At 41.7% G+C, this 22,001-nt stretch carries 19 protein-coding genes and 2 pseudogenes; 18 read left to right on the forward strand and 3 right to left on the reverse strand.

Features of this window, described 5'->3' with window-relative positions; genetic code table 11:
* The first annotated feature begins 89 nt into the window (after positions 1 to 89).
* From argS to secF, 13 genes and pseudogenes are all read left to right on the forward strand, one after another.
* Positions 90 to 1,832, forward strand: a complete 1,743-nt coding sequence (gene argS, locus ID47_RS01915) for an arginine--tRNA ligase (protein WP_038463200.1) — start codon at positions 90 to 92, stop codon at positions 1,830 to 1,832.
* On the forward strand, positions 1,832 to 3,289 hold the full coding sequence (locus tag ID47_RS01920; protein ID WP_038463203.1) for an SPOR domain-containing protein: 1,458 nt from the start codon (positions 1,832 to 1,834) through the stop codon (positions 3,287 to 3,289). The genes argS and ID47_RS01920 overlap by 1 nt, the downstream gene beginning before the upstream one ends.
* Before the next feature lie 57 nt (positions 3,290 to 3,346).
* Positions 3,347 to 4,423 carry a beta-N-acetylhexosaminidase gene (nagZ, locus tag ID47_RS01925; RefSeq protein WP_051908426.1) on the forward strand — a complete coding sequence of 359 codons (1,077 nt, stop codon included), beginning with the start codon at positions 3,347 to 3,349 and terminating at the stop codon, positions 4,421 to 4,423.
* Positions 4,424 to 4,601: 178 nt separating this feature from the next.
* Positions 4,602 to 5,252 carry a site-2 protease family protein gene (locus tag ID47_RS01930; RefSeq protein ID WP_038463205.1) on the forward strand — a complete coding sequence of 217 codons (651 nt, stop codon included), beginning with the start codon at positions 4,602 to 4,604 and terminating at the stop codon, positions 5,250 to 5,252.
* Positions 5,253 to 5,620: 368 nt separating this feature from the next.
* Positions 5,621 to 5,788, forward strand: coding sequence for a twin-arginine translocase TatA/TatE family subunit (gene tatA / locus ID47_RS01935; protein WP_038463208.1), 168 nt, complete (start codon positions 5,621 to 5,623; stop codon positions 5,786 to 5,788).
* Between the two features lie 3 nt (positions 5,789 to 5,791).
* Positions 5,792 to 6,016, forward strand: a complete 225-nt coding sequence (locus ID47_RS01940; RefSeq protein WP_038463210.1) for a Sec-independent protein translocase subunit TatA/TatB — start codon at positions 5,792 to 5,794, stop codon at positions 6,014 to 6,016.
* Positions 6,013 to 6,806, forward strand: a pseudogene (gene tatC / locus ID47_RS12250) (twin-arginine translocase subunit TatC). Before ID47_RS01940 ends, tatC begins: the two are co-directional and overlap by 4 nt.
* Complete coding sequence (gene serS, locus ID47_RS01950; protein WP_038463213.1) at positions 6,788 to 8,077, forward strand: serine--tRNA ligase; 1,290 nt, start codon at positions 6,788 to 6,790, stop codon at positions 8,075 to 8,077. Before tatC ends, serS begins: the two are co-directional and overlap by 19 nt.
* A gap of 12 nt (positions 8,078 to 8,089) precedes the next feature.
* Positions 8,090 to 8,866, forward strand: a complete 777-nt coding sequence (gene surE, locus ID47_RS01955) for a 5'/3'-nucleotidase SurE (protein ID WP_038463216.1) — start codon at positions 8,090 to 8,092, stop codon at positions 8,864 to 8,866.
* A complete protein-coding gene (locus tag ID47_RS11570) occupies positions 8,853 to 9,737 on the forward strand; it encodes a LysM peptidoglycan-binding domain-containing M23 family metallopeptidase (RefSeq protein ID WP_051908433.1) in 885 nt (294 codons plus the stop codon). The genes surE and ID47_RS11570 overlap by 14 nt, the downstream gene beginning before the upstream one ends.
* A gap of 209 nt (positions 9,738 to 9,946) precedes the next feature.
* Entirely contained in the window at positions 9,947 to 10,330 is a 384-nt protein-coding gene (gene yajC / locus ID47_RS01965) for a preprotein translocase subunit YajC (RefSeq protein ID WP_038463219.1), read from the forward strand.
* Positions 10,331 to 10,333: 3 nt separating this feature from the next.
* On the forward strand, positions 10,334 to 11,923 hold the full coding sequence (gene secD / locus ID47_RS01970) for a protein translocase subunit SecD (protein WP_038463222.1): 1,590 nt from the start codon (positions 10,334 to 10,336) through the stop codon (positions 11,921 to 11,923).
* A 15-nt stretch (positions 11,924 to 11,938) separates the two neighbouring features.
* Complete coding sequence (gene secF / locus ID47_RS01975; protein WP_038463225.1) at positions 11,939 to 12,874, forward strand: protein translocase subunit SecF; 936 nt, start codon at positions 11,939 to 11,941, stop codon at positions 12,872 to 12,874.
* Positions 12,875 to 13,351: 477 nt separating this feature from the next.
* Here the strand turns inward: secF and ID47_RS01980 are convergent, their stop codons facing one another.
* The 3 genes from ID47_RS01980 to ID47_RS01990 all read right to left on the reverse strand — a co-directional run bounded on the left by ID47_RS01980 (position 13,352) and on the right by ID47_RS01990 (position 17,006).
* The gene (locus ID47_RS01980) at positions 13,352 to 13,777 is read right to left on the reverse strand and encodes a hypothetical protein (RefSeq protein WP_156956609.1); all 426 of its coding nucleotides are present in this window, start codon (positions 13,775 to 13,777) and stop codon (positions 13,352 to 13,354) included.
* Between the two features lie 11 nt (positions 13,778 to 13,788).
* Positions 13,789 to 14,808 carry a hypothetical protein gene (locus tag ID47_RS01985; protein ID WP_038463231.1) on the reverse strand — a complete coding sequence of 340 codons (1,020 nt, stop codon included), beginning with the start codon at positions 14,806 to 14,808 and terminating at the stop codon, positions 13,789 to 13,791.
* A gap of 68 nt (positions 14,809 to 14,876) precedes the next feature.
* On the reverse strand, positions 14,877 to 17,006 hold the full coding sequence (locus tag ID47_RS01990; RefSeq protein WP_156956610.1) for a hypothetical protein: 2,130 nt from the start codon (positions 17,004 to 17,006) through the stop codon (positions 14,877 to 14,879).
* A gap of 383 nt (positions 17,007 to 17,389) precedes the next feature.
* Between ID47_RS01990 and ID47_RS01995 the strand changes: the two are divergent.
* From ID47_RS01995 to hemF, 5 genes and pseudogenes are all read left to right on the forward strand, one after another.
* Positions 17,390 to 18,162: pseudogene (locus ID47_RS01995) on the forward strand (heme o synthase).
* Positions 18,163 to 18,275: 113 nt separating this feature from the next.
* Positions 18,276 to 18,800: a cytochrome c oxidase assembly protein gene (locus ID47_RS02000; RefSeq protein ID WP_038463237.1), complete on the forward strand. Its 525-nt coding sequence runs from the start codon at positions 18,276 to 18,278 to the stop codon at positions 18,798 to 18,800.
* A 100-nt stretch (positions 18,801 to 18,900) separates the two neighbouring features.
* A complete protein-coding gene (locus ID47_RS02005; protein WP_198022323.1) occupies positions 18,901 to 20,673 on the forward strand; it encodes an extracellular solute-binding protein in 1,773 nt (590 codons plus the stop codon).
* Positions 20,670 to 21,152, forward strand: coding sequence for a tRNA (cytidine(34)-2'-O)-methyltransferase (locus ID47_RS02010; RefSeq protein ID WP_051908437.1), 483 nt, complete (start codon positions 20,670 to 20,672; stop codon positions 21,150 to 21,152). Before ID47_RS02005 ends, ID47_RS02010 begins: the two co-directional genes overlap by 4 nt.
* Positions 21,127 to 21,984: an oxygen-dependent coproporphyrinogen oxidase gene (hemF, locus tag ID47_RS02015; RefSeq protein WP_084675854.1), complete on the forward strand. Its 858-nt coding sequence runs from the start codon at positions 21,127 to 21,129 to the stop codon at positions 21,982 to 21,984. The genes ID47_RS02010 and hemF overlap by 26 nt, the downstream gene beginning before the upstream one ends.
* Positions 21,985 to 22,001 lie beyond the last annotated feature (17 nt).

Below are 22,001 nucleotides of genomic sequence, written 5' to 3' on the forward strand. Positions count from 1 at the left end.
TGTGATAAAATGCTCTAAATTTTGCCTGTGATATGCTATACATATTAGTTAGGACTATAGAAGCATGTTACTAACTATTTTGGCACATTATGAATATTTTTAATCATTTTCACCAGCATATCCTTTCTATTTTAGAGCAACTTAAATGCCAGGGCGATCTACCTGCATATTTAGACTTTTCTCGCGTCGTTATTGAATCGCCGAAAGATCCGTCTCATGGGGATTTGGCGACCAATGCTGCCATGGTTTTAGCCAAGGCTGCTGGCACCCATCCGCGAAGCTTAGCGGATAGGATCTGTCAACAGTTGTCTAAGCTGGATCATGTTGTTAAGGTCGAGGTGGCAGGACCAGGATTTATAAATTTTAGCCTAGCAGGAAATTTCTGGCGGCAACGGCTAAACGATATTTTGCAATCTCCTCACATTTATGGGGCATCTGATTTTGGCCAGGGAGAATTGGTCAATGTTGAGTTTGTTTCTGCCAACCCGACAGGGCCGCTCCATACCGGCCATAGCCGTGGAGCTGTGTTTGGCGATGCAAATGCATCTCTTTTAGAGAAGATTGGCTATAAAGTCGTTCGGGAATATTATATTAATGATGCAGGTGGACAAACCGACACTTTGGCTCGATCGGTGTATTTACGGTATCTGCAAGCTTGTGGAAATACTATTGAGGAATCCCGTTTTGAGGGATTGTACCCTGGTGAGTATTTGGCAAAAATTGGCGAGATGCTTAAGGATACATACGCCGCCAAATTTGTTAATGCTCCGGAATCAGAGTGGATGGATCTTTTTAGGAAATTTACCATCGACCAAATGATGGTTTTTATTAAGGATGACCTTTTGGCCTTGGGTGTTAAGATGGATGTCTTTACGTCTGAACGAGCTTTGGTTGAGGCTGGGGGTGTCACTAAGGCTGTTGAGTTCTTGCAGGAACAAGGCGATATTTATACAGGCATTTTGGAAAAGCCAAAAGGGCATGATGTGGAGGATTGGGAGCCACGGCCACAACTTTTGTTCCGAGCAACGCAATATGGAGATGATGTGGATCGTCCTTTACAAAAATCCAATGGCAGCTGGACCTACTTCGCCGGGGACATTGCGTATCACTATGATAAATATCGCCGGGGTTTTACCAAAATGATTGATATTTTCGGGGCGGATCATGCTGGGTATGTTAAGCGGATTAAGGCTGCAGCCAAGGCTGTAACTGCCGGTAAGGGCGACGTTGATATTAAGACAACGCAGCTTGTCAACTTTATGGAAAAGGGCGAGCCTGTTCGGATGTCTAAGCGTGCCGGGACTTTTGTGAGTTTACGGGATGTTGTTGATCGGGTGGGGCGAGATGTGGCGCGCTTTATTATGCTGACGCGACACCAAGACATGACAATTGATTTTGATTTTGCCAAAGTTGTTGAGCAAACCAAGGATAACCCAGTCTTTTATGTGCAATACGCCCATGCGCGAGCCAAGTCGGTCTTACGACACGGTCATGAGTTGCTTGGGAATCTTGATTTTGTTAATGTTGATATGAGCCCCTTGACCGATGAGGCCGAGTTAGCGATGATTAAAATATTGACTCAGTTGCCGAAGCAAATAGAAGTTGCTGCTTTATCAAGAGAGCCCCATCGGGTAGCGAATTATCTGTATGAAGTTGCAGCAACATTTCATGCTTTGTGGAATAAGGGAAAGGATCATGTTAACCTTAGATTTATTGATCCGGAAAACAAGAATTCAACCTTGTCACGATTAGCATTGGTGCAATGCGTGGCGACGGTAATTGCAGAAGGATTGACCGTCCTTGGGGTTGATCCAGTTGAGGAGATGCGTTAATGACACCTTTTTTTCGTAAACTGCAGGAATCTGAGGAGGGAGCCGATCAGAGATTGAACGCAGGTCTAGATCTTGAGACTGCTTCTCCCTCTCACCCTATCAATCAGGATATCCGGCTTGGCGAGGTCCGGGCAACCTTTGGACACGTGGATCGTGATGAACAAATTCATCGACTTCGTTTTATGCGCGACAACCATCGCGATGCTGAACCGCAAGATACTGATTGGGAAGATCGTCAATCCCCTTTAAATTTTATTATTCTCACCAGCTTGCTGATTATTCTCGTTGTTTTAGGGTGGTTTGGATATCGATGGTTCAATCATTCTTATAATGATACTCCTCCTATTTTAATGGCGGACGAGTCTCCTTATAAGGTACGCCCGGAACATCCTGGGGGTATTACTATTCCTCATCAGGATAAATTAATTTATGGAAGAATTGCTCCTCATAGCCCTCAAACGCCAGAGCGTTTGCTGCCACAGCCAGAACAACCAATTCTCCCTGATCAAAGTTATGGACAACCCCTGTATGGCCCTCAGCAAGGGGGATATGTTCCGCAAGATCCAAATCAGATGAGGCCGCAGCATGCGCCTGATCATCCTGGAGGAGGATACTATGGCCAATCAGTTCCTCAGGCGGCCCAGCATGGACAACCCCTGTATGGCCCTTCTCAAGCAGGAATGGTTCAATCTGTTCATCCAACTCAAGCCTATCCGCAAGAGCAATTTCGCCAAGATTCTATTCCCCAAGGACAAGTGTATGTGCCCCAAGGATATGCTCCTCAAGCTGTGCCTCAGTATCAGCCCCAACAGCCTATGCATTCCATGACGCCCCCTCAAGGGCATGATCCTCGTTATGGGCAACCTATACCACACCAGAACCAACAATATGGTTCGGCATACAATCAACAGGCGACAATGTCACAGCAGACAATCCCACCTGTGAGTGTGACCCAGCAACCTGAAGCAGCGGCATCAATGTCCAGCGCGACCCCTCAAAAAATAGAAGCAGGAAGTGAATCTAGCTCTATAGAGATCGATCCATTGGATGAGCTTGTTTCATCAGAAGCAACCATGACTGAAAAAACAGGATCAACAAAGCTAAAACTTGCATCTTTAAATAATGATTCACCCTTTGCTTCTGGTCCTTCCCATCAAAAACAAGCTAAGAAAGAAGCTCCAAAAGCGTTATCAGCTGATGGATCTTATCGAGTTCAATTAGGCTCATTTCCCAGTGAAAAGGAAGCAAAAACAGAGGTGCGGCGCTTAAAGAATTTAGATAACACAATTTTTTCGGGTAAAAAATTTATTATTCAAAAATCGACTTCCTCTGTCACTGGGAATTCAGTTTATAAAGTTATGGTTGGGTTTTTCTCAACAGCAAATACAGCGACGACATTTAAAAATAAAATGAAAATTCATCGTGTGGATGGAATTGTGGTTAAATCAGCTGCTTAATCGGGGATGATAAAACCGCATCATGAAGTTCATTATAATATATAATAGAAAGTAAAAATGATGAAGCATACAGCAACAAAGCCTGTCATTTTTGGTTGTCAGGGAACGCGGCTGTCACCAGCCGAACATGATTTTTTTTCTCGCGTCCAACCTCTTGGATTCATCTTATTTACCAGAAATTGCAAAAGCCCGGACCAGATTCGTACGCTTGTTGACGATCTAAGGTCTTGTGTGTCGCATCCCTTCGTTCCTATTTTGATTGATCAAGAAGGTGGGCGGGTGGCTCGCTTAGGGTGTAACTACTGGCGTCAGTATCCAGCAGCTGGGGTTATTGGGCAACTGGCAGATGATGATCTTAATCTTGCATGTTGGGCGGCGGAAGCAAATGCCTATCTAATGGGTGTTGAGATGCTCGAGTTGGGCATTAATGTGAATTGTGCCCCTCTAATGGATTTGTTAGTACCCAATGCTCATCAAATAATTGGTGATCGTGCCTTTCATGAAAGTGTTGATATTACGGCTACACTTGGCGTGTATGTTATACGTGGCTTGCAACGTGCCGGGGTCATTCCGGTTATTAAACATTTCCCAGGCCATGGTCGAGCTTTGGTTGATAGTCATGAAAAACTGCCTGTCGTTTCAGCGGCCCTCAAAGAATTAGAAGAATCAGATTTCTTAGTGTTTCGCCAAGTCTGCACAGCTATCAATGAAGAAAATTTTTCTCAGCCTTGGGGAATGACAGCTCATATTGTTTATGAAGCTTTGGATTGTCACAGACCGGCGACTCACTCAGATACTGTCATCGATAAAATGATCCGTAAACATATAGATTTCCGAGGATTCCTTGTTTCTGACTGCTTAACCATGAAAGCTTTAGGCGGTTCCATGAGTGCTCGTGCTATTGAGGCGATCCAGGCTGGCTGTGATGCTGTTTTGCACTGCAGTGGTGATATGGATGAAATGTTGGACGTTGTAGCGACGCTGTCAGATATGTCTGCAACAAGTTATGATAGGTTAAAAGCATCAAGATTGTCCGGGCACAGATTACGGTCTGAGGATGATGAAACCTTGTGGTCGCAATTAAATTATCATCTTAAGCCTTATTGGGGCGGTGGTACCAAACAGATTGTTTAACCACCACTATACTTAACCAACCTGAAGCTGTTGAAATTTTGACTTCCAGATTTTGTCAGGATTTTGAGGGTGTTCTGCCATTGCAAGTTAGCCCCCCAAGGAAATATTGAGTCAAAAAGGCGTCTCTTTGTGGAGGGGGCTAAAAAACTGGGATTTGATTTAGGAGAATATATAGAGAATGACTGAGCATATAATTATGGCCCTAGCTTCCTTAATTGCTTTAATTTTAGCGGTGACAACCCACGAGGCTGCCCATGGTTTTATGGCCAAAATGTTTGGCGATAGAACGGCAGAAATGATGGGACGGATGACTTTCAATCCCCTTTCGCACGTTGATTTAGTTGGAACGATCCTGTTACCGGGAATTTTGTATTTAACAAATGCTCCGTTTTTATTTGGTTATGCCAAGCCTGTCCCAGTCAACTTTTCTAATTTGCGACCGCGCCGTTTAGGGGAAATTCTTGTAGCCTTTGCCGGACCGGGGGTAAATTTCCTACTGGCATTTGTTGCTGCCTTATTGCTCCACATCAATCCCACTCAAGAAACTTTTGGAAATGATGTGTTGGTTAGGTCTATTATGATCAATATTGTGTTGGGCGTCTTTAATCTTCTGCCCATTTTACCGCTGGATGGGGGGCGTATTTTGAATGGACTTCTGCCGCGTCAATTGTCAGAGCAGTATAGTCGTTCTGAGGCTTATGGAATGTTTATCCTTTTTGGTCTGTTATTTCTCCCCAGCCTAATTGGGTTTAATCTATTGGCCACTATTATGAAGCCGGCTGTTAACCTTGTCGTACAAGGTGTTTTAGGAGCAGCAGGAATTCACTAGCGACTATAAGTTCTGCGGGGGAACTCTTCGCAGGGATGAAATATAAGCTGACAACAACTTTTTCTGTCCGGCAAGATGTAATTCAGTAACCAAGGCAAAGAGCTAGAGTAAAAAAGTTTTTACTGTAAATTATATAAGGCAAATCATTGTTGTAATTGAAACGAGAATTTTTCTTATAAAAAATAGTGGACTAAGTGATTTAAACAATATAAAAATTAAGATCTAGAATGAATGTCTGCCTTTCAGTTGCGGCATTGAGCAGTTTACGAGAAATGATCTAGTTTGAAAAACTGCCAAATTGCGTGGATTTGCAATTTTATCAAGAATGTATTAGATTTACTTAAGAATTAACAGTAAAAGAGCATAAAATGGGATTAAGTTTTGGTCATTTAGCGGTATTGGTGCTCATTGTATTGGTTGTTTTTGGTGTTGGAAAACTGCCTCAAGTGATGGGCGATTTGGGTAAGGGGATCCGTGCCTTTAAAGATGGCATAAAAGATGAAGAATTAAAGAGCCAAGATAAAGGTGAAGCCTAGCGTATGTTTGATTTTGCCTGGTCTCATTATGTACTTTTATTGATTGTGGCGGTTATTTTGTTGGGGCCTAAGGAAATTCCTGTTGTTTTGAGGTTTGTGGGGCGGTGGATGGGTAAGATCCGTCGCCATACAGCGGAATGGCGCGATTATATTGAATATGTTGGCAGCGAACCTGCGCAACAGCCATCTAAAGAAAATTATAAAAATACAGATGAGGATTCAAAATGAGAGCGCCTGACCATGATCAGGCACAGCCCCTGATTCAACATTTGATTGAGTTAAGAACCCGCTTTATTTATGTTTTGCTTGTCTTTTTTGGATTATCAATCCTCAGTTATTGTGTTTCAAATCACATCTTTCAGTTTTTGTTACATCCGTTACAACAAGTTTTTAGCCATCTTGGTCTTGAACGGAAGTTAATTTATACAGGTCTAACCGAGGCCTTTTTAACTTATCTCAAAGTTTCCATGTTTGCGGGCTTCTTTTTAACCTTTCCCTATTTTGCTTCACAAATTTGGTTATTTATTTCGCCAGGCTTATTCAGGCATGAACAAAAACTTTTACGGTTAATTTTACTGGCAACACCTCTGTTTTTTTACTGGGTGCCGCCTTTGCTTACTGGTTTATTTTTCCCAATGCTTATAAATTTTTTCTAAGTTTTGAAAGCCTGGGTGGGCAGGGGACTATTCCTATTCAGTTGGAACCCAGAGTTTCTGAATACTTAAGCTTTGTTATGCGTTTAATTATTGCTTTTGGCGTGAGCTTTCAGTTGCCGATTTTACTGACGGTATTAGCGAGCATGGGCATGGTAACGAAAAAAGCACTCATTGAAAAATGGCGTATTTCTGTGGTAAGTATTTTTGCAGTAGCTGCTGTGATTACACCCCCGGATATATTAAGTATGGTTGGTCTTGCAGCACCGTTGGTATTGCTCTATGGGTTATCAATTTTCGCTGTAGCGAAGGTTGAAAGGGCCCGTGAAAAGAAAGAAATTCAGTCATGCTCGATCTTAAACTGATACGCACAAATCCAGAAATCCTGGATGCTTCCTTGAAACGCCGTGGTAAAAATCCTATAGCCCAGCAAATTGTGTCCATGGATGAATCTTATCGCGCTGCACTGACCGAATTGCAAGAATTGCAGACTAAGCGTAATCAGTTGGCTAAATCTTTCGGCGAAGCAAAGCGAACTGGACAGGACACAACAGCTCTTGCAGCTGAGGCTGATCAAATCAAAGCTGCCATTGCGGCCTTAGAGTCAAAATCAAACGACCTTAATCAAGTTTTGCTTGATGAATTGTCAGGGATTCCGAACCTTGTAGCAGATGATACACCTGAAGGATTGGATGAGACGACAAATATTGAACTACGTCGAGTTGGTAATACTCCAAGCTTTGATTTTGAACCCAAGCCTCACTTTGATTTAGGCGAAGCTCTTGGCAAAATGGACTTTGAGGTTGCGGCTAAATTGGCGGGTTCGCGCTTTGTCGTGCTATATAGCGAATTGGCGCGACTAGAGCGAGCGTTAGCTGCTTTTATGATTGATATTCATACTCAAAAGTATGGCTATCAAGAAGTATACACGCCAATTCTTGTCAATGAAAAGACTATGTATGGCACTGGTCAGTTACCAAAATTCCGGGATGATCAGTTTCAGACTACGTCTGGTTACTGGATGATTCCAACGGCCGAGGTAGCCCTGACGAATCTAGTAGCAGAGACAATTCAATCGGAAGATCAGCTTCCCTTACGTTTCACCTCTTACACCCCCTGTTTTCGGGAAGAAGCGGGTTCTGCAGGCCGAGATACACGGGGAATGATTCGCCAGCATCAATTTGGTAAAGTAGAATTGGTCAGCATTACCCACCCAAGTGAATCAAAGACTGAACATGATCGCATGACATCGGCAGCCGAAGATGTCTTGCAAGGCCTTAAATTGCCTTATCGCGTTATGGCTTTGTGTGCTGGTGATATGGGCTTTGCAGCACAAAAGACTTATGATTTAGAGGTTTGGTTGCCGAGCCAAAATATCTATAGAGAAATTTCAAGCTGCTCAAATTGTGGCGATTTTCAAGCTAGAAGAATGAATGCTCGCTTCCGTCCGCAAGCATCAGCTGATAATCCAAAGCCAGGAACAGAATTTGTCCACACCTTAAATGGATCTGGCTTGGCTATTGGACGGACTATCGTTGCTATCCTTGAGAATTATCAACGTCATGACGGTAGCATTGCTATTCCGACGGCGTTAATACCTTATATGGGTGGCGTTGAAGTTATTGCAAAAAAATAATAAGCTAAGACCATGCGTATTTTATTAAGTAATGATGACGGCATTAATGCTCCAGGACTCAAAGTTCTTGAGGCGATTGCCCGTCAATTATCCAATGATATTTGGATCGTCGCCCCAGAGTTAGATCAAAGTGGCGCCAGCCATTCGTTGACTTTGCGTGATCCTTTACGGCTCCGTGAAGTATCGGATAAGACGTTCGCTCTGTCAGGCACGCCAACAGATTGTGTTCTTTTTGGAATTAATCATTTAATGAAGGACCAAGCTCCTGACCTGGTTCTATCGGGTGTCAATCATGGCGCGAATCTCGCTGATGACATCACTTATTCTGGAACGGTGGCTGCCGCCATGGAAGCTTCCTTACTGCATGTGCCATCAATTGCCATCAGTTTGTGTGTTGCGTCAGGAACGCCTGCCATTTGGACCACAGCTGAACATTATTTGCCTGGTATTATTTCAAATCTTACCCGGTGTGCTATGGATCCTTATACTCTGATGAATATTAATGTTCCTAATTTGCCTCTTGACTCTATTAAAGGGGTCCAAATTACACAGCAGGGACAGCGGGTTTATCAAGATCAGTTGCATGAATGTGTTGACCCCCGAGGGAAAAAATACTATTGGGTTGGAATCGTGAATCACGATGGAACAGGGGAGCCCGGTACAGACTTAGATGCGGTTAGTGGTGGTTTTATTTCCATAACACCGTTGTCGCTTAACTTTACCCATGAAAAGTCACTAAAACGACTGAATCAACTATTTTCAAAGGATAAGACAGATGAAGCTGCGTAATTTCGCAATCATGGTTATGGCTGCCAGTGTTCTTGCTGGCTGTAATATCCGTCGGGATGCTCCCGCTGATGTTGAATATGATTCTTATAAGAGTCCATATCACGTTGTGCGACGCGGGGAAACCATTGCCAGTATTGCAAAAGACTATCATATCGATAAACGGGAACTTGTTCGCCTTAATGGAATGAAGCCGCCGTATCGGATTTCAATCGGCCAAAAATTACTTGTGGGCGCTCGTCAGTCAGCGGCACGAGATGAATTCTACTCACCGGCAACCGATGAGCAGCAACAAGGTGAAGTAAAAGTGGCAACACTCGCCCCCTTGCCGGGAACGGAAGAAGAGGGTGTTGCAAGCCAACAACCCTTTGGTGCGACGGACTATGCGCAAGACATGGGGCATGCTGAAGAAATAGCCTCGGCTCCGGAAGACGAGTCAGAAATGGCTACAGCTGATGTTGAAACACCAGCAAAGGCGTACAAGCCGCTGGGACAGACTCCGCAATCCGCAGCCTTCTATACCTGGCCAGTTCGTGGCAAAATCGTCAAAGGATTTTCTACTGGTAAGGGCGGGCACACAGGAATCAATATTAGTGCTGCCAAGGGAACGCCAGTAAAGGCAGCTAATAATGGTGTGGTTAGCCGTACCGAGCAAATTCCAGGTTATGGTAAAGTTGTGTTAGTTCGTCACCAGGATGGTGTTATAACAGTCTATGCTCATCTTGATCAGATTACAGTCAAGCGGGGGGATGTGGTTACAGCCGGCCAAAAGATTGGAACAGTTGGAAAAACAGGTAATGTTAAGGAACCGCAACTCCACTTCAAAATCAATAAAGGCAAAACACCAGTTGATCCAACCAAATATCTGGATTAGGATAATGCAATACAGCAGTTTTGCTACTGAAGTAATAGAACCGGCACTTTTAGGAAGTCTTAGACCCATAAATGAAATCATAAGTTGTTGATTTTTAGGGTTTATAAGTTCCTTTAGGGGCGATAATACTTCCTCCTCCAGGGGGATAGAATCTGAAGCTTTAGCAGTAAGACTATTTTTATAAGATAAATAATTATTAGGAGTTTTTCATGTCCCCAGGTGGTTTTGATATTATGTCATTTTTACCGTTACTTATGATCTTTGTGATCTTTTATTTTTTGCTAATTCGCCCTCAACAAAGGAAGATGAAAGAACAGCAAGCGATGTTGGGTGCAGTTCGTCGGGGCGATAAAGTTGTCACCAGTGGCGGGTTGATCGGTACTGTTTCTAAAGTTAACTCGGATACTGAAGTTTTACTCGAAATTGCAGAAAATGTTAAAGTTCGCGTTGTAAAATCCATGATTTCAGAAGTTTTATCAAAGACAGAAGCTGTTAATTCTGATGAAATGAAAGCAGTGGAGCCTAAAGCTACAGAGAAAAAGGCTTCGTCTAAAAAGACAACTAAGGCTAAAACTGTCGTTAAAAAGGATTAATCTATGTTATATATCGCACGTTGGAAGGCGGCACTTATTTTGCTAGTCTGTGTACTAGGGGTTATATTCTCAGTACCAAACATGCTGTCAGAAGAACAGCGCAGTAAATTGCCAGCTTGGATGCAGAATACATTTAATTTAGGGCTTGAACTTCAAGGGGGGTCCCACCTTCAACTCGAAGTTGATATGAAGTCAGTGATGAAAGATTATTCTGAAAATCTGTTGGATGAAATAAGAACAACTCTGCGTGCGGAAAAAATTGGTTATACTTCCCTAACTCTGGCTCAAGATCGTAAGGGCGTAACTTTTATGCTCCGTGATCCGAGTCAAGTTAGTGTCGCTAAAAAAGCACTTCGTAAAACGACCAATGAGCTTAATTCTGATTTTGATAGCTCTGGCCGAGTTACAATTTCCTTGACCGAGGAAGCAATTGAGAAAGTTCAGGCAAAGGCTCTCGAGAAATCCATCGAAGTTATCCGTCGCCGTGTCGATGAATCGGGAACAAAAGAACCCTTGATTCAACGTCAAGGCACAGATCGGATTATCTTGCAGCTTCCTGGTGTTGATAATCCAGCCGAGGTAAAACGCTTGATCGGAAGAACTGCAAAAATGGAATTCCGCTTGGTTGATCACGATGCGGGAACGATTCAAGTTGATGCATCCGGTCGCCCGCAAGGTGGGGTGCCCTTAGGATCGGAGATTTTGCCCGAAACAGGTCATCGTGGACAGGACGGATATGTGGTTGTTAAGAAACAAGTTGCTATTACGGGTGATCGTCTAATTGATGCACAATTTGAATTTCGTGAAGCTCAACCGGGGGTGTCCATTTCTTTTGACGCCGTGGGGGCCAAAAAATTTGCAGAAATCACGGCTAATAACGTCAATCGTCAGTTTGCAATTATCTTGGATGGCCGTGTTATCAGTCATCCTAATATTAAAGCTCCTCTACTAGATGGCCACGCTATCATTAGTGGTGGGTTTGCACCCAAGGAAGCTCAAGAATTAGCCTTGCTACTGCGAGCGGGCGCCTTACCGGCTGCTTTAAATGTTATTGAAGAAAGAACCGTTGGGCCAAGCCTGGGAGCGGACTCTATTCAAGACGGTCAACGGGCCACTCTGTTTGCATTCCTGTTTGTTGCAGTATTCATGATTCTGAACTATTCATTGTTCGGAGCCTTTGCCGATATCGCTTTAGCCCTTAACCTTATTCTTTTGTTTGCGGCTTTATCCTTACTCGGCGCGACCTTAACGTTGCCAGGTATTGCCGGTATTGCTTTGACAATTGGGATGGCTGTTGATGCGAACGTTCTGATTTATGAACGCATAAAGGAAGAATTGCGTCATAATATGAAACCTGTCATGGCTATTGAGGCGGGTTACCGTAAGGCCTTAATGACAATTTTAGATTCCAACATTACAACTCTAATTGGTGCTGCTGTATTGTTTGAATTTGGCTCGGGGCCGATTCGGGGATTCGCAGTGACTTTGGCATTGGGTATTATCATCTCATTGTTTACAGCATTATCATTGACCCGTCTGATTGTTATTTTCTGGGCGCGCCGTCAACGTAACTTAACATCCTTGCCAATATAAGGAAGAGGTCAAAAAATGGCTTATTTACGCTTAGTCCCCCAGAATGTTAACATTAACTTTGTTGGCATTCGCTTTATTACTTTCTTGATTTCAACGATTGTTGTTTTAGCAACGGTCATTACCATGAGCACAAAAGGATTAAATTACGGTATTGACTTTGAAGGCGGGTATATTTTTGAAGTTCGTCTTAAAGAAGAACCCAATATTCCTGAATTGCGCAATAAATTAGCAAGCTTAAATTTAGGCGAAACTGCCATTCAAAAATTTGGCGCTGATCACGATGTTTTAGTTCGTGTTGAACGCAAAGTTGCTGAGGGTGCTGATGAAAATGCATCTCAGCAAAAAGTTATTGATACCGTTAAGGGAGCCATCGGCGTTGATCAGGATTATCGCCGTATTGAAACAATTGGTCCAAAAGTTGGTGAAGAGCTTGTTCATAACAGTATGAAAGCCGTTCTATTAGCTTTGGCTGCCATGTTGATTTACATTGCAGTCCGATTTGAGTGGCAATTTGCAGTCTGCGGTATTATTGCGCTGATTCACGATACAGTTGGTATTTTGGCATTGTTTTCCATTTTCCCCTTTGAATTTAATGAAACAGCCATTATCGCAATTTTGATTACAGCTGGATATTCCATCAATGATACGATTGTGATTTTTGACAGAATCCGTGAAAATTTACGCAAGTACAAGAAAATGGAACTTGGAGCCCTTATTAATAAGAGTTTGAATGAGACTCTTTCTCGAACTGTATTAACTGGTGCGACAACCCTAACATCCCTGCTGGCTCTTTACATATGGGGTGGAAGTGTCATTTCAAGTTTTAGCTTACCGATCATTATTGGGATTATGATTGGGTCTTTTTCTTCCATTTTCCTTGCCTCTCCACTCTTGTTATACTTAAACATTAAGCGAGGGGAAGAGGTGGCAGTCCCGACAAACAGTAATTAATTTCTTAATTTTCAATTTATTCACCCCCGGCCATAGTCGGGGGATTTTTTATGGGTGAGGGTTATGGCAAAAGCGAGCAATTTTCATAAGCTTACCGAGAGTCTGTTATTGTCCTAATGGAATACTCTTTTTCAATGTAAAGGAAGGGACGCAGTTCTGTATCCAGAGGATAAAAGCGGGACTCCAGCCCTCTATCTTCCTCTACAATAATACAGCTTGAGGATAAACCTTTAAGTACATCTTCAAGCTTTAAACAAAAATCGAAGGCAATATTTTCTTACTGCGTGAAAAGGTAACATCCCAATCATATAAAACAGCCATAAGGAAGGGAAGGGGGCAAATAGGCAGCCAAGAGAAGGTGCTCTAATTCTATCCAGGTAAGCTAAAGGAGTGTGTAAGCGATGTTTAAAAAACCCTCCTTTTTAAAGGAGGGTTCTTGATCAACAAAGTTGATCTGAGATGCTTAAAAAACAGAGTTTATGCAATCCACACAAGTCTGCTGAAAAAGCTAATAACTTTTTGAGCGACCTGCTTAAGGTTAGCAACAAAGCCAGATTTCTCTGGTTCAGAAACCTGTGGCTTACTTTTGAGCAAGAATGCATTCTTATGGTTTGCAAAGTCTTCCTCTGTTGCTACTTTCTTAAATGGTGTTGCTTTTGCCATTAAAATGCTATCAGACATACCAGTGTTCTCAAAAACAGATAAATCGAAAGCATCTGCTGCATTTTTACCTGCAGGCTCTGCGATTTCCTGAGATGAGAATGACACGCTACCAAAGCCGGACTGTCTGAATTCCGCCTGAGTATAGTTTGCCATTACTGCACCGGTTAGCATAGACATTATAAAGGCAGCAGAAATTAGTTTTTTAGACATTTTCCTTTTTCCTTTTTTATTATAATTCATGATCAGTATTTTTACTGATCATGCTCGGATGTCGAGCTTTGCTCGCCATCAGAGCTGGGCTTAGCTGTTAAGCTAATGTTTTTAATCAAATCACTATTCCGCTTCCGAATAATTTTTAAAACTTCGGTATAAGTCCAGCCTACTGTATGGGGAAAATGAGTTGCTATGATCTGCCTTATTTCAGTAGGGTAAGCTTCAATTAATCTGCGATCGTCTGAGTTGCTAATGTGGCTAAGTCTGCGCTTTTCAAAGTGCTTAGCTAGTAATTTCATATCTTGCCGTGTTAATTCGGCGGCTGCGCTTCCATCATAGACAAAAGGATCCTGAGCCAATTTCTGATTAATTAATTGATTGATAATAAATGCATCAAACCCATCTTCCTGAAGAGCTTCTAATTCCACATCACCTATAGATGTCAATCGTTTTTCAAAAGTAGGAAGGGTGAAATTAGGAAGTGTGACTTCTTCCTCGCTTTCTGTTAATGAGTTAGAGAGAATAAACCAACTAGAAGATTTAGAAGGACCTTCTTTCTTCTGGGGTATTTCAGATTGATGACTATTGATTGCCTCTTGAATTTTTGTATAGATAAGACCGTAACACTTAGCACGATCCTTACCATCCGTCAAAATTTTGCTTAGCTGTTCTTTAAACGTGTGAACTGCAGATCCCGACATTTGAGCTTGCTCGTTAAAAATTAACATTTCTAATGGTACGTGCTTCGTTATTTTTTCTTGGGGATCTGTCGTTATCCTAGAGACTAAATCTACAAAGTATTGATCGCCCATTTCAGTTATGAATTCCACAGCATAAAATTGAGCAAGATAATTCTTAGTATAAGTTTGATATTTTTCCCACAAGCCTTGTTCAATTTTATGTGCAAATTCTTCAGCGGTCACATTCTGATAGGGGCTATCAAAGGCTTGTTGGATCATTTCAACGGCTTTAGGGTTTTTTGCAAGTTCTTGAGCTAGCTCTAATTGCTGGACAGCCCCAAGATTAGCACCCAGTGACGTATCTCTTATCAAATTCACTAAAGCCTGGTGATTGGCATACAGATCACTGAACCTATTTTTTAGAAGTTGGAATGATAGAATATTGATTAAATTCGTCCGATTTTGTTCTTGTTCAAAAAAGTCTGTACGGGTTTTTTATCGTTAATTGCCTCAATTGTTGCCATGAACTCATTAAATGGTAAGGCTAATTGAAGTTCTTTTAAGCTATTATCAGGATTCTCAACATAGTCCTGCAAATTCTTAGCAGCCGTATCAATAGCGTCAACTATTGTAAAAGCAGCAAGAGCAAATGTTTTAGAAAGCTTATTTTGTTTTTTTAATGCTGGCATTAAGTGGTCTTCTTTATCTTGAGCAGATTTCCAAGTATAACTTTGAGACAAACGTTCAAGTTCTTTTGCCCGAAAATCAAAGGAAGGATGAGCTTTAATCTCGTCATAGAAAGCTTGCTCTTCACCACTTAAGGAAGTTGGTTGTGCTTTGCTATGGGTCAGATAATCATAAACTTTTTTAATTTTCGCAGTCTTGGTCTGATAGGCTTCTTCCTGTTGATGATTTTTGTAAAGAGTGGCAGCAATTCGATAATACTTAACTTGTGCAACAGTATCATGGTGTTTGGTATCTGTTTGCCCGATCCCTTTATCAAGTAGCTTTATTGAAGAGGGATTGCTCACTGCAAAGCTTGTCAGCTGAGAGATAAGAGGTAAACTCTCGATAATAGACTGTAGGTCTGCGAGGACAGCTGTGAAAATGCTGGTTTCATATAGGCTTGCCTGGTCCTCATAATCTTTGCGGAAAAAAGCTCTATGGTCATCTGATGGACATTCGGGCAAATTAAATAAGAGGTGTTCAGCCTGCGATAAAGGAATCCATTGATGAGATTTGTGAAGTAAGAATTCACTATATAATTCTGATATAGATTTCTTGATAGTTTGTGCAGTTTTCTGCCCTGAAGCAGGAAGAGCTGCTTTGAAAACACCATTTAGAGCCCATAAAGTAGTACCCCCAACAACCAATCCATCCAAATAAGGAATTGATGTAAGGGCATCGCCTGCATAATATGCTCCATAGCTTGCTGCTAAAATTGGAACAGTCGAATATTCTGACGCAAATTTTGATATATGGTACATGCCTGTGCCGCCAATTTTATCGATAACAGTCGTCGGTAAGTGATCAAATAAAGCTATAATTCCAGCGCGTATATAATGAGCCATATATGGTTCTAAGTAATTCCAAATTGCAGAAAGCGATTGTTCTTGCTTTGTAAGGTTTGGTAATTCTTTAGTCGGTTTAGGGGGTTGCTCTATTTTAGATGTTCCGGTAAGAGGTGATTCTGGATTCAGGAGTGCATCCTCAGTGGGTAATTCTGTGGCTGGTTTATAGGTTTTTCTAATCGTCGATGTGCCTGTAAGGCTGGGTTCTTTTTTCAGGGCTGCATCATTTAATTGTTGTTGTATCTCGTGCCGATTTTTATTCGAAATCTTGCTATAGAATTCTATGACCATGTGGGCAAATAACTCATCAATACGTCTTAAAAAGAAATTATTGACGTAATTATTTTTTGCGAGAGAAATTATAAGGCCCCGCATAGGAACAAATGACGGAATAATAGCCTCTAAAAAGAAGGCACTTTGATTTGTTGTAATATCATAATGTGTTTCTTGGACGCCTCTTTCTTTTACATAGACGACTTTTTTATTATTGAAGAACCCGCTCAGTAGAAGAACCCAATAAGTTTTTTCGCGAATTTGACTGAAAATTTTTCCTAAGGTTGCGGGATCTAATTGCTTCTTTTCTCGAGCACGGGGATCGGGGTAGAGATATGAATCGATGGTTGTTTCAAGATAAGCCCGAAGCCCAGCTTGAATAGTTTCTGATGAAAGGTTAAAAAGTTCTCCCTTTGTGATAAGTTTGAAGAATTGTTGTGTATCCTCATAATATTGGGAAAATCCTTTTTTAAACCCTTCTGCTGCTGATTCAGCAACTCTTTGGCTAAAAGGCATGCCATTCTGCTGTGCTACCGAACTAATATATTGTTGATAAAACGCATTAGCATGTTTCTCTTCGAATGGTACTGAGAGTATAACTTCTCCGTTTGTATATCTCAATGTTAGGTGGGGGTGGGTCTCTGTCGGGTTATCCATTGAAAAACTTATACTGTTAAGTACAGTTGTAAAGCATAAAGCCACAGCTAAATATTTTCGAATCATAGTATTCATATGTCCCTTCAAGATTATTTTTTTATTATATAGGGATTGCTAATTTTAAAAACAATGGTTAAATTAAGTATCTAATTTACTTTTTTGATTATCGTTTTGTTATTTAATTCTAATGAGGTTAAAATAATTTTTCAAAACTTATAATACCTTGAGGGCGCTGTCAATTATTTAAATGAATTGCCGTATTTGCGTGCTTGTCATTTTCTCTTATTCTGTTAAAGATAAACTATAGATTTAATTTATGTATAATGCTGATGATTACGACGACTACTCCTGAACTTACCTCTATGAATCAACCATCTGAACGCTTAGAAGATTATATTTCTTTATTGAAACCAAGAGTAATGTCTTTAGTCGTTTTTACGGCTGTTTGTGGGTTGCTCATGGCGCCCGGGTCATTACATCCATTTTTGAGTGTTGTTGCTGTTCTGTGTATAGCAATTGGGGCGGGGGCGTCTGGGGCATTAAATATGTGGTATGATCGTGACATTGACAGTATTATGCAACGGACGAAAAACCGTCCTTTGCCACAGAACAGACTTAATCCAGATAATGCTTTGGCGTTTGGGACGATCCTTTCAGTGTTATCGATTATCACGATGGGGGTTGCGATTAATTGGGTAGCAGCTGGGTGGCTTGCTTTTACAATCTTTTTTATGTTTTTATCTATACCATATGGCTTAAGCGTTGGACGTCTCAGAATATCGTCATTGGAGGGGCAGCTGGAGCGTTGCCACCGGTGGTGGGATGGGCTGCTGTCACGGGGAATGTACCTTTCGAAGCATGGATTTTATTTTTAATCATTTTTATGTGGACCCCGCCACATTTTTGGGCCTTATCATTGCATCGCCACCAAGATTATATCGATGCAAATGTCCCTATGATGCCTGTAGTGGCTGGAGCGGTGTCAACTAAAAATCAGATTGTAGTCTATGCATTTATCATGGTGGGTGTAACGTTGGTGCCCGTTTGTATTGGTATGTCTTCCATCCTATATGGGTATGGAGCCGCAGCGCTAGGTACACTCTTTATTATCATGGCGCTACAGGTTCGCTTATCTGACAATACCAAAGTAGCTATGCGTCTTTTTGCCTATTCCATTCTCTATTTATTTCTCATATTCTTAGGTTTAACTATAGATCGTTTGGTGAGGTAACCTATGGACGAGAATCTGAAGCGGCGAAATAATGCTGTATTACTAGTCTTAGTAGCTATGGCTCTTATTTTTTATATTGTCTCCTTTATCCGCTATCCAGGTTTAAGTTAACAATGGCGACTAGCCGTAATAATCTTGGTATTATATTGGCCTTTGTTGCGATTGGAATGGTAGGGGTGGCTTTTGCTTCTGTTCCTCTTTATCAGATGTTTTGTCAAGCAACAGGTTTTGGGGGGACCACTAAACGTGCCGTTGCGCCGTCAACCGGGGTTAGAGATCGTGTTCTGACTGTCCGATTTAATGCGAACATCGATAAAAAACTTCCCTGGCATTTTAAACCCAAACAGTTGCAAATTAAGGTTCGGGTGGGAGAAAATGCCATGGCCTATTACGAATCTTATAATTATTCAGCAGAGCCTATTACGGGGATGGCTATTTATAATGTCACGCCTGATAAAGCAGGAAAATATTTTTCTAAGATCGCTTGCTTTTGCTTTGATGAGCAACGACTGATGCCACATCAACGGGTTGATATGCCAGTATTGTTTTATATTGATCCAGAATTTGCTGATGATCCAGCTATGAATGATGTACAAACCATCACACTATCTTATACATTTTACAAATTCGAACAGTAGTGAAAAGCAAACTAATTTTCGTAAGATAAGTTTGCTTGCGATCAGGATGCTCATCCATTATGTTATGATAACATTTTATAAAAATAAGGCTCCAAAGATTATGAATAAAATTTTTTCTCTATTTTTACTATTGACGACAACAGTCATGGCAAAGCCAGACTATGCAATTTCTAGGTTTGGTCAGCCAAAACATACTGAGGCTGAAAAGTCTATGCCTTACCTTAATCCGTTGGCCCCTAAGGGAGGGCGCTTGCGTATGGCAAATTTGGGAAGCTTTGATTCCTTGAATCGATTTGTTGTAAAAGGATTTCCTGCCGAAGGTCTGACCATGTGTTATGATACATTGATGAAGCGTGCAGCTGACGACCCTCATAGTATGTATGGCCTGGTAGCTGAAAAGGTTGATCTTGCCCCCAATTCATCTGAGATGATTTTTTACCTAAATCCTAAAGCTAAATTCCATGATGGCCACCCTATTAAGGCAGAAGACGTTAAATTCTCTATTGACACTTTACGCGATAAGGGATTGCCGCGGTATAAAAAATATTATAGCAAAATCAAAGAGATAAAAGTTATTGGTGATTACACCATTAAGCTGACGTTTAACCCAGATGAGCAAGGAATATATGATAAAGAATTGCCCATTATTATGGGAAATCTGGTGGTTTTGCCGAAACACATACTTGAAGGTAAAGATTTTTCTAGCTTAACATTAGAAGAAATTCCAGGCTCTGGCCCCTATAAAATTAAAAGTTATGAATTAGGCCGTAAAATTATTTTCGAACGTGTGAAGGACTATTGGGCTGCAGATTTACCTTTGGTAAAAGGGGCGAACAACTTTGATACTATTAGTATAGAATATTTTAAAAGTGACCATGCCCTACGGGAATCTTTAAAAGCGGGCGAGGTTGATTTTTACATGGAGCCAGACCAAAAAAGCTGGAATACAGCTTATGATTTTCCTGCTGTCAAAGATAGTCGGGTGATAAAGATGGAGGCAGAGCATAAACGGCCTGTTGCTGTTCGAACGATCATTTTTAATATGAAAAAGCCGATTTTTGAAGACCGGCGTGTGCGGAAAGCCATTGCTATGGCATTTGATTTTAATCAAATTAATAAGACTCAATATCATAATGCCTTTAAACCGATGACGAGCCTTTTTGCTAACACCCATTTTGTTCCTAAGGGTAAGCCATCCGCCGAGGAACTGAAGCTTTTGGCTCCATTTAAGGATCAACTAGATGCTGAGATTTCTGAAGATGCTATTAAAATTCCTGAGGGAGATCGCCGGCAAATACTGCAAAAAGCAGGGCAGTTATTAACAGATGCAGGCTGGGTTATTGAAAAAGGAATTCGAGTTAATAAAAAAACAAAGCAACCGTTGACCTTTACTTTTACAGTTAAGGATCCACGTATTGAAGGGCTGGCTCTCGAATTTCAACGCAATCTTAAACCTCTGGGTATCCATATGAAAGTTGCAAAAATTGATACCACCCAGTATGAAAAGCAATCGGTTGAAAAGACTTTTGACGTAATCTTGCATACATGGGCCAATAGCTTGTCACCAGGGATTGAGCAGACTTATTATTTTGATCCTAAAATGGCTGATCAACCGGGTAGCTCTAATTATATAGGTATTAAAAATGACGCGATATTCAGCTTAGCACAAAAAGTAGCAAATGCGAACAGCGAACCTGATCTTAAAACAGCCGTCAAAGCTTTGGATCGCGCGGTCATGGGAATGTACTATATGATTCCTGGCGTGTACGATAATGTCACCTGTATTGCTTACTGGAAGGCTCGTCTAGATTATCCTGCCATTAAAGAGGATGTGGGAACGAATGTTCCAGAGTGGTGGTGGGCAAAATCATGAGGCTTGCCCTGTACCAACCAGAAATTCCGCAAAATGCCGGAACGTTGATGCGTTTGGCGGCTTGTTTAGGCGTGCCCTTGGATATTATTGAGCCCTGTGGGTTTATTTGGCATGATCAAAAGCTGCAACGGGCGGGTATGGATTATATTGAATTAGCCAATGTACAACGGCATGCATCCTTTGGTGCATTTCGTCAAGCTCAACCACAACGGCTAATTTTAATTGATACAAAGGCTGCGACATCGTTTCTAGATTTTAAATTCGAAAAAGATGATATCCTGCTTTTAGGTAAAGAAAGTGTGGGGGTGCCTGACGATATTTTTCAGGCTATTCCTCACAGAGTCGTAATTCCGATGATAGAGGGGCGTCGCTCTCTTAATGTGGCTGTGGCAGGAGCTATGGTCTTAAGTGAGGCATTGCGACAAACACGAGGATTTGAGCGAGGAGATGACCATGACCACCCAAGAGCAAAAGGTTGAATTTGAACGCTGGATAGTAAAGTTGCGTGATGATATTTGCGCAGAACTTGAAAAGCTAGAGGAAGAATTAGACCATGACTACCTTTTGCCTGGTCAATTCCGACGCGAGACTTGGCAACGTCATGATCCCACACAGTCCCATAACAATGGGGGTGGTGGGACAATGTCCATCCTAAAAGGGCGTGTTTTTGAAAAGGCTGGTGTCAACATTTCTACCGTATACGGTCAGTTTGGGGAGCAGTTCGCCAAAGAAATTCCAGGCGCTGAAGAGGATCCATCTTTTTGGGCCTGCGGTATTTCATTGGTGATCCATCCTCTCAACCCTCTGATTCCAGCTGTCCATATGAACACTCGCCATATCGTGACGAGTAAATCTTGGTTTGGGGGTGGGGCAGATCTCACACCATCGTTCGACTTTCCCCAAGATAATCGCGACTTTCATCAGTCTTTTCGCGATGCCTGTGATCGCCATAATCCAGATTATTATGCAAAATTTAAATTGTGGTGTGATGAGTATTTTTATCTGCCGCATCGCCAAGAAGCCCGTGGAATCGGTGGAATTTTTTATGATTACATTAATACAGGGTCGTTTGAGGCAGACTATGCTTTTACGCGAGATGTGGGCTTAGCCTTTTTAAAGGTTTACCCAGAGCTTGTACGCCGGCATTTGCAGAAGCCTTGGACTGCTGAAGAAAAACAAACTCAATTGCTCAAGCGAGGTCGGTATGCCGAATTTAACCTTCTCTATGATCGAGGGACAAAATTTGGTCTTAAAACCAATGGGAATATTGATGCTATTTTGATGTCTTTACCACCTGTTGCGATGTGGTAAGCTATATCTAAGCTTGG

The organism is Candidatus Paracaedibacter acanthamoebae (genome assembly GCF_000742835.1).
Lineage (GTDB): Bacteria > Pseudomonadota > Alphaproteobacteria > Paracaedibacterales > Paracaedibacteraceae > Paracaedibacter > Paracaedibacter acanthamoebae.

Bases quoted from the DNA above. Each gene is read 5' to 3' on its own strand.
- argS (WP_038463200.1), top strand. From the start codon at position 90: ATGAATATTTTTAATCATTTTCACCAGCATATCCTTTCTATTTTAGAG.
- ID47_RS01920 (WP_038463203.1), top strand. From the start codon at position 1,832: ATGACACCTTTTTTTCGTAAACTGCAGGAATCTGAGGAGGGAGCCGAT.
- nagZ (WP_051908426.1), top strand. From the start codon at position 3,347: ATGATGAAGCATACAGCAACAAAGCCTGTCATTTTTGGTTGTCAGGGA.
- ID47_RS01930 (WP_038463205.1), top strand. From the start codon at position 4,602: ATGACTGAGCATATAATTATGGCCCTAGCTTCCTTAATTGCTTTAATT.
- tatA (WP_038463208.1), top strand. From the start codon at position 5,621: ATGGGATTAAGTTTTGGTCATTTAGCGGTATTGGTGCTCATTGTATTG.
- ID47_RS01940 (WP_038463210.1), top strand. From the start codon at position 5,792: ATGTTTGATTTTGCCTGGTCTCATTATGTACTTTTATTGATTGTGGCG.
- serS (WP_038463213.1), top strand. From the start codon at position 6,788: ATGCTCGATCTTAAACTGATACGCACAAATCCAGAAATCCTGGATGCT.
- surE (WP_038463216.1), top strand. From the start codon at position 8,090: ATGCGTATTTTATTAAGTAATGATGACGGCATTAATGCTCCAGGACTC.
- ID47_RS11570 (WP_051908433.1), top strand. From the start codon at position 8,853: ATGAAGCTGCGTAATTTCGCAATCATGGTTATGGCTGCCAGTGTTCTT.
- yajC (WP_038463219.1), top strand. From the start codon at position 9,947: ATGTCCCCAGGTGGTTTTGATATTATGTCATTTTTACCGTTACTTATG.
- secD (WP_038463222.1), top strand. From the start codon at position 10,334: ATGTTATATATCGCACGTTGGAAGGCGGCACTTATTTTGCTAGTCTGT.
- secF (WP_038463225.1), top strand. From the start codon at position 11,939: ATGGCTTATTTACGCTTAGTCCCCCAGAATGTTAACATTAACTTTGTT.
- ID47_RS01980 (WP_156956609.1), bottom strand. From the start codon at position 13,777: ATGAATTATAATAAAAAAGGAAAAAGGAAAATGTCTAAAAAACTAATT.
- ID47_RS01990 (WP_156956610.1), bottom strand. From the start codon at position 17,006: ATGAATACTATGATTCGAAAATATTTAGCTGTGGCTTTATGCTTTACA.
- ID47_RS02000 (WP_038463237.1), top strand. From the start codon at position 18,276: ATGGCGACTAGCCGTAATAATCTTGGTATTATATTGGCCTTTGTTGCG.
- ID47_RS02005 (WP_198022323.1), top strand. From the start codon at position 18,901: ATGAATAAAATTTTTTCTCTATTTTTACTATTGACGACAACAGTCATG.
- ID47_RS02010 (WP_051908437.1), top strand. From the start codon at position 20,670: ATGAGGCTTGCCCTGTACCAACCAGAAATTCCGCAAAATGCCGGAACG.
- hemF (WP_084675854.1), top strand. From the start codon at position 21,127: ATGACCACCCAAGAGCAAAAGGTTGAATTTGAACGCTGGATAGTAAAG.